Source organism: Caulobacter sp. GW821-FHT09B11 (assembly GCF_059418205.1).
The window spans coordinates 32,943-45,567 of sequence record NZ_JBWKPK010000024.1 but is presented as its reverse complement, the minus strand read 5'-3'; the positions used below and the strand labels follow the sequence as shown (position 1 = coordinate 45,567).

The window sequence follows — 12,625 nt, the reverse complement described above, 5'->3', positions numbered from 1 at the left end:
TTCGGGAAGCGGAGCAGGTTCAACAGCTTGTCGGGAGGAACCGTTGGTGGCTGGGGGCGGGATCGAACCGCCGACCTGTGGGTTATGAATCCACCGCTCTAACCATCTGAGCTACCCAGCCGCCGAAGCGGAGCGGGCTTATAAGCGCAAACTGACGCCGGCTTCAAGCCCGGTTTGCGATGTCATCCACAACTGCGCTGAGGCGCCGCGCGAGGCTGTCGGGGCCGTAATCGGCCAGCACAGCGTCGCGGGCCTTTTCCCCCAAGGCCAGCGATCCGGCGGGGTCGGCGACCAGCGCGGCCAAGGCGTCGGCCAGGGCGACCGCGTCGCCCGGCGGCAGCAGGCGGCCGCTGACGCCCTCGACGATCATCTCGTCCGGACCCGGAATGGCGCTGGCGGCGACCGGCACGCCCACGGCCATGGCCTCCAGCAGCACCAGGGGGAACCCCTCCTGGTAGGACGGGAAGGCGAAGACGTCGCCCGCGGCCAGGAAGGCCGAGGCGTCGCGCCAGCCGACCAGGCGCACGCGGTCGGCCAGGGCGTGCTGGGCGATCAGGCCCTCCAGCCTGGCGCGCTCGTCGCCCTCGCCGGCGATCTCGACCTCGAAGGCCAGCCCCCTGTCGCGCAGTAGGGCGGCGGCGGCGACCAGCACGTCGAAGCCCTTCTTGGGGTGCAGGCGGCCGGCGGCGACGATCCGCGGCGGGCGGCCGATCTCGGCGAAGGGCGTCGCCCGCACGATGGGGATCTTCACCGCGTTGGGCACGAAGTGAACATGGGCGGCCGGCACGCCCCTCTCGATCGCCAGCTCGGCCAGGTGTCGGCCAACGCAGATGTAGTCGGTGCGCGTGGTCTCGACATCGAATACCGGCTTGTGGACGCAGATCGCCAGGCGGGTCGATTTCGACGCGGCCTTGGCGAACAGCCGCGCGGGCCGTTGGCCGTGGCTGAGGATGATGGCGGGCTTGACCGCCTTCACGATCCGCCGGGCCGCGCCCAGGGTCAGGGGGTCCCAGTCGGTATGGGCGGGCATGGACAGCAGCGGCGGCGCGCGGCCGGCCTGGGCCTGCGCCACCTTGCTTCCCGTCCGCACGACGCCCGCGCACAGGCCGCCGCGACGGGCCGCCCAGGTCTCGAGGATCGGCTGGTAGTCGAGGAACACCTGTTCCAGGCCGCCCAGACCCTTGCCCAGCATGGCGTGCAGGATGGCGGTCAAGGCGGTCTCCGGAACTGACGGGAAGAGAAACGGCTGGGAAAACAGGGGCGAGAAGCGCCGGAACCTTCCCCGCGAGGCCCACGCTGTCAATGCGCCGGCCGAAAATGAGGCCCGCCCCTCGTCGCCCTCTCGCCTGCCGGAAGAAAAGCCGTCTATGGTCGCCTCATGCGCTCATCCCTGATCTTCGCCGCCTCCGCCCTTCTCGCCATGGCCGCCTGCGGTCCCGGCGAGGCCCAGAACAGCGCCGCTCCGGCCGTGACCGCCGACGGCGGGCCGGTCGAGACCCGCAACGCCAACGCGCCCGACCAGAAGCCGGCCTTCGCCGGCCAGACCCGCAGCCCCCTGAAGGCCGCCGGTGTCGCCTATCAGGTGCAGGTCGTGGCCAAGGGCCTGGAGCATCCCTGGGCCATCGCCTTCCTGCCCGACGGCTCGGCCCTGGTGACCGAGCGCACCGGCCGCCTGCGCCTGCTGGCCAGGGACGGAACGCTGTCGCCGGCCGTCGCCGGCCTGCCGGCGGTGGACCCCAACGGCCAGGGCGGCCTGCTGGGCCTGGCGGTCGATCCGCAGTACGCAGCGAACGGCCTCGTCTACTGGAGCTACGCCGAGCCCCGCGACGGCGGCAACGGCACGACCGTGGCCCGCGGCAGGCTGGTTCCGGGCGCGACGCCCAAGGTCGAGAACGTCCAGGTGATCTGGCGCCAGACGCCGACCCTGAACTCGCCCCTGCACTTCGGCGGCCGGCTGGTCTTCGCCCGCGATGGAAACCTGTTCGTCACCACCGGCGAGCGCTCGATCATCGAGGGCCGGATGCAAGCCCAGCGCCTGGACGGGACGCTGGGCAAGGTGATCCGCATCAAGCCGGACGGGTCGATCCCCGCCGGCAATCCGTTCGCCGGCCAGGCCGGGGCCAAGCCCGAGATCTGGTCGATCGGCCATCGCAACCTGCAGGCCGCCGCCATCAATCCGAAGACCGGCGAGCTGTGGACCGTCGAGCACGGCGCCAAGGGCGGCGACGAGCTGAACATCCCCCGCGCCGGCAAGAACTACGGCTGGCCGACCATCACCTACGGCGAGGAATATTCCGGCAAGCCGATCGGCGACGGGATCACCGCCAAGGAAGGCCTGGAGCAGCCGATCTACTACTGGGATCCGGTGATCGCGCCCTCGGGCATGGCCTTCTACGAGGCCGACCTGTTCCCGGCCTGGAAGGGCAGCCTGCTGGTCGGCTCGCTGAAGGAGCGCCACATCGCCCGCCTGACCCTGGACGGCGACAAGGTGGTCGGCGAGGAGCGTATCGCAACCGAGTTCGGCGAGCGCATCCGCGACGTCGTGGTCGGCCCCGACGGCGCCGTCTGGGCGGTGACCGACGAGGAAGACGGCAAGGTGCTGCGGATCGCGCCGAAAGGCTGAGGCTAGTCGACCTCGCGCCGGGCGCGCCAGGCCTTGCGGGCTTCGGACGGCTTGCCCTTGACCAGGGCGCCGGCCGCCACGCCCGCCAGGAACGAGGCGGTGGGATGGGCCAGGATGATGTCGGCCACCCGCTCCTCGATCGGGGCCTTGCGGTGCTTGGCCTGCTGGTTCGACTGGGCCAGGGCCCAGATCGCCACCACCGCAGCGGCGATGGCGGCGACGATGGCGTGGGCCCAGGCCGTGCCGACGATCGAGGCCAGGAAGGCGAAAACCGCCATCGCCCCCGACACCGCCGCGATCGCCGCGGCCATGACCAGACCCGCGCCCCGCACCAGGCGCGAGGTCAGCCGCTCGATGAAATCGTCCACCATCGCCCTCTCCGTGAAACAGCCTATCGGCTAACGCGCGAGCGGGCGTTTGGTGTCAGCCGGCCGACACAAGGGCGCCTGGCGGCAGAAAGTGTAAGCGGTTTCGGCGACCGCCACGCGTCAAGAAAGCAGGTCGGCGACGGCCTCGCCGATGGCGAGGCTGCTGGTCAGGCCCGGGCTCTCGATGCCGAACAGCGCCATCAGGCCCGCCAGACCGTGCGTGTCGGCGCCGCGCAGCTGGAAGTCGGGCTGGGGCTCGTTCGGACCATGAAGCTTGGGCCGCACCCCGGCGTAGTCGGGCGTCAAGGCGCCGTCGGGCAGGCCCGGCCAGAACTTGCGGATATAGGCGGCGAAGGCGTCGGCCCGGTTCGGATCGACCGAATAGTCGGGCGCGGGCACATATTCCAGGTCGGGCCCGAACACCGCCTGGCCGCCCATGTCGTTGCGATAGTGAGTGCCCAGCGCCCCATGGATCGGCGGCGGATAAACAAGGCGCTGGAACGGCGCCTTGCCCATCAGCCGAAAATAGACGCCCTTGCCGTAGTGGGCGGTCGGGATCTGGTCCTTGGGAAAGCCCTCGATGGTCGCCGCCACGGCCTGGGACGACAGCCCCGGCGCGGTGACCAGCAGGCGGCTGGTCAGGGTGGTCGGCTCGGCGCCGCCGGCACGCACGGTGAAGCCGCCGCCCTCCAGCGGGGTCGCGCCCTCGAACGGGGTGGAGAGCACCACCGCCCCGCCGGCGGCCTCGATCTCGCCCTGCAGGGCCAGCATGTAGTCGTGGCTGGCGAAGACGCCGCTTTCCGGCGACAGCAGGGCCGCGTGGGCGTTGAGGCCCGGCTCCAGGGTCTGGGCCTGCGCGCCCGTGAGCCGCTCCATGCCCTCGACGTCGTTGGCCAGGGCCTGGTCCCAGATGGCGTCGAGGCGGGCGATCTCGTCGTCGCTGGTGGCCACCACCAGCTTGCCGCACTTCTTGTAGGCGACCTTGTGGGCGTCGAGGAAAGCGTAGAGCCGCCGCCGCCCCAGCACGCACAGCCGGGCCTTCAGCGAGCCGGTCGGATAGTAGAGCCCGCCGTGGATCACCTCGGAATTGCGCGACGACACGCCCTGGCCGATATGCCCCTGCGCCTCCAGCACGGCGACGGTCAGCCCGCGCTGGGCCAGGGCGTAGCCGCAGGCCAGGCCAACGGCGCCGGCGCCGACCACCACGGCGTCGAAATCGAACTCGGTCATTTGAGGGTCGCTGAATGTTCGATGGAACGGATGATCACCGCGTTGTCCGCCACCTCGTAGAAGATCACATAGGCGCCGTGCGGCAGTCGGCGAAAACGAGGATGACTGGCGACCGCCTGGGCCATATAGGGCGCAAAGGCGAGCTGCTCGAAACGCTCCATCAGGCTCTCGATAAAGCGTACGCCGGCGCGAGGGCTGTCCCCCGAAATGTAGTCGCGAATTCGCGTCAAGTCGCGCCGAGCGCGCGGCGTCAGGACATAGGGAAGGCTCACTCGCCAGAGGCCTTGGCCCGCGCCTTCAGATCCTCCAGCATTTCAGACAGGAATTGACGGCCATCGACATGCTCGGCCGGATCGACGGCTTCCATTTCCAGCTCGTCGAGCAAGGCCTCGAGCTTGTCCGAACCGCCGACGATATCGACCGCCCGGCGATAGTTGAGTTCCGCCAGTTCGGCGGCCACGCCCTCGTCCAGCGAAGCAAACTCGCCACGCTCGACCCGCGCCAGGAGGTCGGCCGCGTCCTCGGCGCTCAAGGTCACCGTCACCTGGTCTGGATGTCGAACCGGCCTGTTCATGACGGGAAGCCTAGCACGGAGCCCAAAAATTCAATTCGGTCATTTGAACGCCACCGGCTTTCGCGCCCCGTGCCGGACGCCCAGGATGAGGATGTCCCGCTCGCGGATGCGATAGAGGACGATGTAGGGCGGGATGGTCACGCCCCGAACGCCCCGACCGAAGGCCGGCTTCAGGCCATATCCCTCCGGCGCGTTCGCCAGGCTCTGGCAACGTTGGATGAGGTGGTCGACGAAACTTGCCGCCGCCCTTGGCTTGTCGGCGGCGATGTCGTTACCGATCGCGCTGATGTCCCTCGCGGCCGACGCGCTCAAGCGAACCGGCTTCAAGCCTGATCGTCCTGCGCGTCCGCCATGTCCTCGTATCGGGCCTTCAGGGCGTGCAGAAATTCGAAGGCGTCCACCTCGCCGACGCCCGTGGCAGGATCGGCCTCGATCTCTTCAACCAGGGCTTGGAACGCGGTCTCGCCGCCGAGCAGTTCGACGGCGCGGAAGTGTTCGAGTTCGAGCAGCGCGGCCGTGACGGCTTCGTCGAGCGAGGTGAACTCCCCGCTCGCGACGCGCGCGTTCAGATCCTCGACGGCGCTGGCCGGAAGATTGACCGAAACCACCGAAGCGCTGCGAACCGGCCTGTTCATGGCGGGAAGCCTAGCACGAACCTCCCGGCCCGCCATGGCTCATGGCGGTTCAAGCGCTCGCCCCTGCATTGCAGGCGATGCGAAACTTGACCATAAGCGGCGGGGAGGAGCTTGCCATGATCCCACGTCTCGCCGCCCTGATGCTGGGCCTCGCCGTCGCCGGCCCGGCCCTGGCCGATCCCGCGCCGCCCGTGCGCGAACTCGGCGAAGGCGTGGTGTGGAAGAGCAAGCCCGGCCCCATCGACTTCGAGCGCTACTACCCCGAGGACGCCCGTCGCAAGGGACTGGGCGGCTGGGCGCTGCTGCGCTGCCGGGCGGCGGCGGACGGGAGCCTGCAGGCCTGCCGCGCGCCGGCGTCCTCGCCCGAAGGCGTGCACTTCGACGACATGGCGCTGAAGATGGCCTCGAAGTTCCGGATGGCCCCGACCACCGCCGCCGGCGATCCGGTGGACGGCGCGATGATCACCATCCCGATCACCCTGGTCGGCGGTCCCGACGGCGGCAAGCCGCCGCCGGTCAGCTACCAGCCGGGACGCGCGGCGGCGGCGCTGATCCCCGCCAAGGACGGCGCCGTTCCCTGCCCCAGGCCGGACGATCCCGACGGCCGATGCGGCGTGCACATGATCGCCTGGGAGAAGAGCCCCGCCCTGGACATCGCGGGCCCGCTGATCGCGGCGGCCGGCCCCGCCCAGGGCATGGCCAACCTCGAATGCACGGCCCGCGACGGCGCCTTGGCCGACTGCGACGTCAGCGGCCCCTCCCTGACGCCGGCGACGCGCGAGGCGATGCTGGCCCTGGCCCCCTACTTCACGCCGCCCAAGCGCGCCGCGAGCGGCGCCGCCACCGACGGTCAGCGGATCGTCGCCGTGTTCGACTGGACCTCGCTGAGCCGCATCTACGGCGCGGTGTACGGCGGCAAGGCCAGGTAGGAGGGCCTCAGCCCTCCCACTGCCCCCACAGCCTGGCCGCGGTCGCCTTGGCCTTCTCGACGGCCGCATCCTTGACGTGGCCGTAGCCGCGGATCTCGGAGGGAACCTCGGCCAGTTTCAGGGCCAGGGCCTTGGTCTCGGGACGCAGGCCAGCGACCAGACGGTCGAGCGTGACCTCGTAGTCGGCGATCAGGCCCCGCTCCATCCGGCGCTCGTCGGTCTTGCCGAAGACGTCCAGCGGACCGCCGCGCAGGCCCTTCATCCGCGCGATCATCGGGAAGGCCAGATCCAGCATCCAGCCGCCGAAGGCGATCTTGCGCGGTTTGCCGTCCTTGCCCTTGGGCGCGATCAGCGGCGGCGACAGCCAGACCTTGGCCTTGCCGCCCTTGAAGGTTCCGGCCAGCTCCTTGGCGAAGCGGCCGTCGGTGTAGAGGCGGGCGACCTCGTACTCGTCCTTGTAGGCCATCAGCTTGTAGAGGTTGGTCGCCGCCGCGCGGGTCAGCGGCAGGTTCGCCCCCTCCCCGACCACGGCGACCTCGGCGTGACGCACCTTGGCGATCCGCTCGGCGTAGCGGGCGGCGTAGTGGGCGTCCTGGTAGGCGACTAGGTCCTCGACGCGGCGGGCGATCAGGGCGTCCAGCGGCTCGGTCTGGGGCGTGGGGACATCGACCGGCTTGTCGCCGGCCGCGGCCGGGTCGAAAGCGATCTGGCGGCCCAGCTCGAAGGCCTGCAGGTTGGCGTCGGCGTCCACCCCGTTCAGCTTGATGGCGCGGTAGAGGGCGCGGCTGGAGAGCGGGATCACCCCGCGCTGCCAGGCGAACCCGACCATGATCATGTTGGCGTAGATGGCGTCGCCGAAGCGGCTCTCGGCCAGACGCTGGGCTGGACAGGCGTCGAAAGCCTTGGTCGCGGCCTTGACCCGCCGGGCCATGGCCCCGCCGTCGAAGCGCACGTCGCGGCTGGTGACGAAGTCGGCGGTCGGGGCGAAGTCGCTGTTGCCGAAAGCCATGGTGCGGTCCTTGGCGTAGAGCGACAGGGCCTCGGGGCTGGCGGCCACCAGCAGGTCGCAGGCGATCAACACGTCGGCGCTGGCGGCCGGCACGCGGCCGCCGACGACGGTGTCCTCCAGCTCGCCGATCTTGACGTGGCTGAACACCGCCCCGCCCTTCTGGGCCAGGCCCGTCATGTCGACCACGCTGCCGGCGCGGCCGTCGATGTGGGCGGCCATGGCCAGGATCGAGGCCACCGTGGTCACGCCGGTGCCGCCGACGCCGGTGAAGATGATCCGACGCACGCCGTGGAATTCCTCGAACGCCGGCAGCGGGGTGGAATCGACCGACAGCGGCGCGGGCCTGGCCTTGTCGCCGGCCTTCTCGGCGCCCTCCAGCGTCACGAAGGACGGGCAGAAGCCCTCCAGGCACGAATAGTCCTGATTGCAGCTGGACTGGTTGATCTTGCGCTTGCGGCCGAAAGCGGTGTCGAGCGGTTCGATCGACACGCAGTTGGACTTCACCGAGCAGTCGCCGCAGCCCTCGCAGACCAGCGGGTTGATGAAGACCTTCTGGGTCGCCTTGGCCATGGTCCCGCGCTTGCGGCGACGGCGCTTCTCGGTGGCGCAGGTCTGGTCGTAGAGCAGCACCGTGGTTCCGGGCGTGTCGCGCAGCATCTGCTGCACGCTCATCAGCTCCGAGCGCGGGAAGATCTCCACGCCAGGCGCCAGGTCGGTGACGCTCTCGTAGCGCTTGAGGTCGTCGACGACGATGACGGTGCGGGCCACGCCCTCGCTGGCCAGCTGGCGGGTGATCTGGGCCGGGGTGAAGCCGCTCTCGGCGCGCTGGCCGCCGGTCATGGCCACAGCGTCGTTGAACAGCAGCTTGTAGGTGATGTGCGCCCCGGCCGCGACGGCGGCCCGAATGGCGAGCGATCCCGAGTGGTTGTAGGTGCCGTCGCCCAGGTTCTGGAAGACGTGCTTCTCGGTCGTGAAGGGCGCGGCGCCCACCCAGGTCAGGCCCTCGCCGCCCATGTGGGTGTTGAGGTCGGTCGAGGGGTCGTTGAAGCCGGCCATGTAGTGGCAGCCGATCCCGGCCAGGGCCCGCGAGCCCTCGGGCAGCTTGGTCGAGGTGTTGTGCGGGCAGCCCGAGCAGAAGAACGGCTTGCGGGCCTGATCGGCGGCCAGGCTGACGGCGGCGACGCCGGCGGCCGAGACGCGATCGAGATAGGCCCGAGCGCGCTCCATGTGCGGCCCCGGCGGCAGGCGGTCGTAGATCGCCAGGGCGATTTCGGCCACCGACAGCGAGCCAAGCTCCGACAGCAGCGGATGGCCCTTCTCGTCGGTCTTGCCGATGATGCGGGGGCGAGCCTGGGCGGGCAGGTCGTAGAGCGCGGCCCGCGCCTGGGGCTCGATCAGGGCGCGCTTGTGCTCGATGACCATCAGGGTCTCGAGGCCGGCGGCGAAGGCGCGCAGGCCCAGCGGCTCAAGCGGCCAGGGCATGCCCACCTTGTAGACCGAGACGCCCAGGTCGGCGGCCTCCTGCAGGCTCACGCCCATGGCCGAGAAAGCCTCCAGCACGTCCTTGTAGGCCTGCCCCTGGCAGACGATGCCAAGGCGGGCCTTGCCGACCCGCACGTGCGAGGCGCCCAGCACCACGCGGTCGATCTGGTTGGCGCGGGCGAAGGCCAGGGCGGCGGGGATCTTGTGGAGGCGCAGACGGCGCTCCTTCTCCATCGGCTGGTCCTTCAGCCGGATGCCCAGCCCCCCGGGCGGCATCGGGAAGTCCGGGATCACCGCGTGGTGGCGATCCAGCGACACGTCGATGGTGACGCCGCTGTCCATGGTGTCGGCTAGGGCGATCAGACCGGTCCACAGGCCCGAGAAGCGCGACATGGCGATCCCCAGGATTCCGTAGTCGAGCACCTCCTGCACGTCGGCCGGCGACAGCACCGGAATCTCGAAGTCCTGGAAGGCGAACTCCGATTGCGACGGCAGGGTCGAGCTTTTGCAGGCGTGGTCGTCGCCGGCCACGGCCAGCACGCCGCCGGTCGGGAAGGTCCCCGCGAAATTGGCGTGCTTGAAGACGTCGCCCGTGCGGTCGACGCCCGGGGCCTTGCCGTACCAGAGGCCGAAGACGCCGTCGTGGGTCGCGCCGGGGAAGAGGTTGGCCTGCTGGCTGCCCCAGACCGCCGTTGCGGCCAGGTCCTCGTTGAGGCCTTCCTTGAAGACCACGTCGTGGGCGGTGAGCAGCTTGTTGATGCGCGCGGCCTGCTGGTCGAGGCCTCCCAGCGGCGAGCCGCGATAGCCCGACATGAAGCCGGCGGTGTTCAGCCCGGCGAGTCGATCCAGGCGCTTGCGATCGAGCAGCACACGGAGCAGCGCCTGCACGCCAGTGATGAACGCGCGACCATCTTCGAGCACATATTTGTCGTCAAGCGTGACTTCCGAGTGCCGCATGGCAAAATTTTTCCTCCCGGGTCTTTTCGCCCGCAACGCAATATCTTATAGAAGCGCGGAAATTGTTTGCCCAAGGCGTGCCCGACTCGTGTCGGTTTTGCGCAAGATCGACGCGTCAAACACCCTCTGGGGGGAGGAATTCTTGTCCGAACAACTCGACGCCGTGGATGCCAAGATCCTGGATCTCATCCAACACGACGCCGGACTGTCCGTCGCCGAGATCGCCGAGCGAGTCGGGCTGTCTTCCAGCCCGTGCTGGCGGCGCATCAAGCGACTGGAAGACGCGGGCGTCATCCAACGCCGCGTGACCATTCTCGACCGCGAAAAGCTGGGTCTCGGCTTCGAGGTCTACTGCACGGTCAAGCTGTCGCTGCCGACCAAGGAGAACCTCGAGACCTTCGAGCAGGCCGTGGCCAAGTGGGCGGAAGTCGTCCAGTGCGCCACCGTGACCGGCGCGGCGGACTATGAGATGCGCATCGTCACCCGCGACATGCACGCCTTCGACGAGTTCCTGCGCGACAAGATCCTGTCGCTGGGCCTGGTGTCGAACATCGAAAGCCGCATCGTCATCCGCGGCGTCAAGAACTCGACCGCCGTGCCGCTTGGCCTGGTCAGCCCCTACGTCAGCCCGCTGGGCTGAGGCTCCCGTTCGAGGGCGGCCTGCGAGCCGCCCTCGACGAGACCCCTTGCATCCGACGCCGGATGCGTCCTCCATTGGGCATAAGGTCGGGCTACATCGACCGGGAGGACACGCCCCATGGGCCAGCAGGTCGACCCCACGGCCGGCGCAGAGCGCTATCGGCGCTTCGCCGACTTCTATCCCTTCTACCTCTCCGAACACCGCAACCGCACCAGCCGCCGCCTGCACGTGGTCGGCACGGGCCTGGTCATCATCAGCCTGGTGATGGGCTTCACGGTCAGCCCGTGGTTCTTCGCGGCCGCGCCGCTCGTCGGCTACGGCTTCGCCTGGGCGGGCCACTTCGTGTTCGAGAAGAATCGCCCCGCCACCTTCACCTATCCGGTGTTCAGCCTGATGGGCGATTTCCGGCTTTTCTTCGAGACGGTGGCGGGCCGCCGGCCCTGGTAGCATCAGGAATTCGCGCGTTCGCACGCGGTTTTCAGATTGGCGCCGCACTTGCTGTTTAAGGGAGCAAGCGACCCAATTCGAGAAAGCCGCCGCCAGATGTTCCAGAAGAAGAAAGATGCTCCCGCCCCGCTGGCCCTGGAGCCCCTGGCGACGACGCCCGCCGCGCTCCAGCCGCAGGCCGCCGCTCCGGCCCCGCCGCCGCGTCCCAAGCCTGCCTCGCTGATCGCCCAGGGCCTGACCATCCGCGGCGACGTCTCCGGCGACGGCGAGCTGCACCTGGACTGCGTGGTGATCGGCGACATCAAGGTCGGCAAGCTGGTCCTGGGCCCCAATGGCCAGGTCGAGGGCTCGATCGCCGCCCAGGCCATCGAGATCCACGGCAAGGTCAAGGGCACGGTCGCCGCCCGCGCCGTGCGCCTCTACGGCACGGCCAAGGTCGAGGGCGACATCGCCCACGAGCAATTGGCCATGGAAACCGGCGCCGACTTCCAGGGCCGCAGCGTGAAGTTCACCCGCCCCGCACCGCAGCCTGCGCCCCAGCCGGCCGCTCCGGTCGCGACCGCTCCGGCGGCCTACGCGCCCGCCGTCGGCTGATCGCTGGAAACCGGTCGCGCGATCCGGGTATTGTGCGGACGAGGCGCCCCGCCGGCGCCCGTCAGTTCGAGTAAGGCCCGCCCATGACGCCGACCGTCCGTCTCGCCCTCGTGCTGGCCGCCCTCGCGGCGGCGGCCGGCTGCTCGCGCAACGACGACAAGGCCGCCGCGCCGACGGCCGGCGGTTCGGCCACCACGGCGGAATCGGAAGCCGCCCCCGCCGCCGGCGGCCCGCCCCGCCTGATGCGCCCCGGCCTGTGGAAGACCACCGCCCACACGCCCGGCGGCGCCGAACGCACGACCACCCAATGCGTCGGCGAAGGACAGGACCCGGCCCTGGCCGCGGCCCAGGACACGCCCTGCGGCAGGCCCGACATCACCCAGGTCGTCGACGGCTTCACGATCGAGCTGGCCTGCACCAAGGACAAGATCGCCTACAGCCTGGCCGGCGTGATCAAGGGCGACTTCCAGACCCGCACCACCAGCAATCTGGAAATGACCGTCCAGGCCTATGGCGTGAAGAAGGTCATGAAGCTGCAGAGCGAGAGCGTCTATCTCGGCCCCTGCGACGCGGCCGCCGCTCCGTCGGGCCAGGACCCGGCCCAGCCCAAGTAGAGCCGACTCGCTTCCGTCGAAAATGGACGGGCTCCAAGCAAAAACCATACCCAAAACAGGCGATGTGGCCACAACGCCACAAGCGCCGAGCTTCGCGCGAAGCATCGCTTTTTTACAGGAACAGCAAGGCTTGTAGGTTCATTGTCATCGCATGGGGGTTCCGTGAGTTCGAGGAGCCGAGATGACGATCAGCGGTCCGCACCTGACCGTAGTGCCGGAAGAAACCGACGGCGCCGAAGTCTATAATCTGACCCGTGGGCCGGAGACGACGGCCCAGCGTCTGCAGCGCCTGCAACAAGAAGCCCGTCTGCTGGCCCGCGAGGAAGTCGAGGCCCTGGAGCGGGACCTGATCGCCCTGGGCGAACGCGCCCAGCAGATCGCCGAAGGCGGCGAAGCCTATGCCGTAGGACTGCGGGAGATGGCCTCGCGGCTGTCGTCCGACCTGCCTCAGAAGGCCCAGTCCCTGCGCGCCATCCTGGAACGCAACGCGCGCGGCTGACGCACAAGGAAACGGCCCGGAAGC

At 69.5% G+C, this 12,625-nt stretch carries 15 protein-coding genes and 1 tRNA gene; 7 read left to right on the top strand and 9 right to left on the bottom strand.

Translation table 11 applies throughout. The features are described from left to right. Nucleotides 1-44: 44 nt before the first annotated feature. Nucleotides 45-121 (bottom strand) — tRNA-Met (locus tag AC07N1_RS17770). Nucleotides 122-163: 42 nt separating this feature from the next. Beyond that, entirely contained in the window at nucleotides 164-1,213 is a 1,050-nt protein-coding gene (locus AC07N1_RS17765) for a glycosyltransferase (RefSeq protein ID WP_494672989.1), read from the bottom strand. A gap of 165 nt (nucleotides 1,214-1,378) precedes the next feature. Here AC07N1_RS17765 and AC07N1_RS17760 point away from each other — a divergent pair, with 165 nt between their 5' ends. Beyond that, nucleotides 1,379-2,623: a PQQ-dependent sugar dehydrogenase gene (locus AC07N1_RS17760; RefSeq protein WP_494672988.1), complete on the top strand. Its 1,245-nt coding sequence runs from the start codon at nucleotides 1,379-1,381 to the stop codon at nucleotides 2,621-2,623. A 2-nt stretch (nucleotides 2,624-2,625) separates the two neighbouring features. Here the strand turns inward: AC07N1_RS17760 and AC07N1_RS17755 are convergent, their stop codons facing one another. The 6 genes from AC07N1_RS17755 to AC07N1_RS17730 form a co-directional block, all read right to left on the bottom strand. After that, nucleotides 2,626-2,994 (bottom strand): hypothetical protein, encoded by a 369-nt coding sequence (locus tag AC07N1_RS17755; RefSeq protein WP_494672987.1) that lies wholly within the window; start codon nucleotides 2,992-2,994, stop codon nucleotides 2,626-2,628. 117 nt (nucleotides 2,995-3,111) lie between these two features. Continuing rightward, a complete protein-coding gene (locus AC07N1_RS17750; RefSeq protein ID WP_494672986.1) occupies nucleotides 3,112-4,221 on the bottom strand; it encodes an NAD(P)/FAD-dependent oxidoreductase in 1,110 nt (369 codons plus the stop codon). Further along, complete coding sequence (locus tag AC07N1_RS17745; RefSeq protein WP_494672985.1) at nucleotides 4,218-4,493, bottom strand: type II toxin-antitoxin system RelE/ParE family toxin; 276 nt, start codon at nucleotides 4,491-4,493, stop codon at nucleotides 4,218-4,220. The genes AC07N1_RS17750 and AC07N1_RS17745 overlap by 4 nt, the downstream gene beginning before the upstream one ends. Continuing rightward, the gene (locus tag AC07N1_RS17740; RefSeq protein WP_494672984.1) at nucleotides 4,490-4,795 is read right to left on the bottom strand and encodes a hypothetical protein; all 306 of its coding nucleotides are present in this window, start codon (nucleotides 4,793-4,795) and stop codon (nucleotides 4,490-4,492) included. The genes AC07N1_RS17745 and AC07N1_RS17740 overlap by 4 nt, the downstream gene beginning before the upstream one ends. Before the next feature lie 39 nt (nucleotides 4,796-4,834). Beyond that, on the bottom strand, nucleotides 4,835-5,122 hold the full coding sequence (locus tag AC07N1_RS17735) for a type II toxin-antitoxin system RelE/ParE family toxin (protein ID WP_494672983.1): 288 nt from the start codon (nucleotides 5,120-5,122) through the stop codon (nucleotides 4,835-4,837). Next, nucleotides 5,119-5,430 carry a hypothetical protein gene (locus AC07N1_RS17730; RefSeq protein WP_494672982.1) on the bottom strand — a complete coding sequence of 104 codons (312 nt, stop codon included), beginning with the start codon at nucleotides 5,428-5,430 and terminating at the stop codon, nucleotides 5,119-5,121. The genes AC07N1_RS17735 and AC07N1_RS17730 overlap by 4 nt, the downstream gene beginning before the upstream one ends. Before the next feature lie 116 nt (nucleotides 5,431-5,546). Here AC07N1_RS17730 and AC07N1_RS17725 point away from each other — a divergent pair, with 116 nt between their 5' ends. After that, a complete protein-coding gene (locus tag AC07N1_RS17725; protein WP_494672981.1) occupies nucleotides 5,547-6,359 on the top strand; it encodes an energy transducer TonB in 813 nt (270 codons plus the stop codon). Nucleotides 6,360-6,366: 7 nt separating this feature from the next. Here AC07N1_RS17725 and AC07N1_RS17720 read toward each other — a convergent pair whose 3' ends face one another. Continuing rightward, the gene (locus AC07N1_RS17720) at nucleotides 6,367-9,807 is read right to left on the bottom strand and encodes an indolepyruvate ferredoxin oxidoreductase family protein (protein WP_494672980.1); all 3,441 of its coding nucleotides are present in this window, start codon (nucleotides 9,805-9,807) and stop codon (nucleotides 6,367-6,369) included. Between the two features lie 142 nt (nucleotides 9,808-9,949). Between AC07N1_RS17720 and AC07N1_RS17715 the strand changes: the two genes are divergently transcribed. The 5 genes from AC07N1_RS17715 (at nucleotide 9,950) to AC07N1_RS17695 (ending at nucleotide 12,601) form a co-directional block, all read left to right on the top strand. Beyond that, nucleotides 9,950-10,447: an Lrp/AsnC family transcriptional regulator gene (locus AC07N1_RS17715; protein ID WP_494672979.1), complete on the top strand. Its 498-nt coding sequence runs from the start codon at nucleotides 9,950-9,952 to the stop codon at nucleotides 10,445-10,447. A 117-nt stretch (nucleotides 10,448-10,564) separates the two neighbouring features. Continuing rightward, nucleotides 10,565-10,894: an Mpo1-like protein gene (locus AC07N1_RS17710; protein ID WP_494672978.1), complete on the top strand. Its 330-nt coding sequence runs from the start codon at nucleotides 10,565-10,567 to the stop codon at nucleotides 10,892-10,894. A 96-nt stretch (nucleotides 10,895-10,990) separates the two neighbouring features. Next, nucleotides 10,991-11,488 carry a bactofilin family protein gene (locus AC07N1_RS17705; protein WP_494672977.1) on the top strand — a complete coding sequence of 166 codons (498 nt, stop codon included), beginning with the start codon at nucleotides 10,991-10,993 and terminating at the stop codon, nucleotides 11,486-11,488. 83 nt (nucleotides 11,489-11,571) lie between these two features. Then, on the top strand, nucleotides 11,572-12,102 hold the full coding sequence (locus tag AC07N1_RS17700) for a DUF3617 domain-containing protein (protein ID WP_494672976.1): 531 nt from the start codon (nucleotides 11,572-11,574) through the stop codon (nucleotides 12,100-12,102). A gap of 181 nt (nucleotides 12,103-12,283) precedes the next feature. Then, nucleotides 12,284-12,601 carry a hypothetical protein gene (locus AC07N1_RS17695; protein WP_494672975.1) on the top strand — a complete coding sequence of 106 codons (318 nt, stop codon included), beginning with the start codon at nucleotides 12,284-12,286 and terminating at the stop codon, nucleotides 12,599-12,601. Nucleotides 12,602-12,625 lie beyond the last annotated feature (24 nt).

Coding starts and splice junctions, on each gene's coding strand:
- AC07N1_RS17760 (WP_494672988.1), top strand. CDS start 1,379: ATGCGCTCATCCCTGATCTTCGCCGCCTCCGCCCTTCTCGCCATGGCC.
- AC07N1_RS17755 (WP_494672987.1), bottom strand. CDS start 2,994: ATGGTGGACGATTTCATCGAGCGGCTGACCTCGCGCCTGGTGCGGGGC.
- AC07N1_RS17750 (WP_494672986.1), bottom strand. CDS start 4,221: ATGACCGAGTTCGATTTCGACGCCGTGGTGGTCGGCGCCGGCGCCGTT.
- AC07N1_RS17740 (WP_494672984.1), bottom strand. CDS start 4,795: ATGAACAGGCCGGTTCGACATCCAGACCAGGTGACGGTGACCTTGAGC.
- AC07N1_RS17730 (WP_494672982.1), bottom strand. CDS start 5,430: ATGAACAGGCCGGTTCGCAGCGCTTCGGTGGTTTCGGTCAATCTTCCG.
- AC07N1_RS17725 (WP_494672981.1), top strand. CDS start 5,547: ATGATCCCACGTCTCGCCGCCCTGATGCTGGGCCTCGCCGTCGCCGGC.
- AC07N1_RS17720 (WP_494672980.1), bottom strand. CDS start 9,807: ATGCGGCACTCGGAAGTCACGCTTGACGACAAATATGTGCTCGAAGAT.
- AC07N1_RS17710 (WP_494672978.1), top strand. CDS start 10,565: ATGGGCCAGCAGGTCGACCCCACGGCCGGCGCAGAGCGCTATCGGCGC.
- AC07N1_RS17705 (WP_494672977.1), top strand. CDS start 10,991: ATGTTCCAGAAGAAGAAAGATGCTCCCGCCCCGCTGGCCCTGGAGCCC.
- AC07N1_RS17700 (WP_494672976.1), top strand. CDS start 11,572: ATGACGCCGACCGTCCGTCTCGCCCTCGTGCTGGCCGCCCTCGCGGCG.
- AC07N1_RS17695 (WP_494672975.1), top strand. CDS start 12,284: ATGACGATCAGCGGTCCGCACCTGACCGTAGTGCCGGAAGAAACCGAC.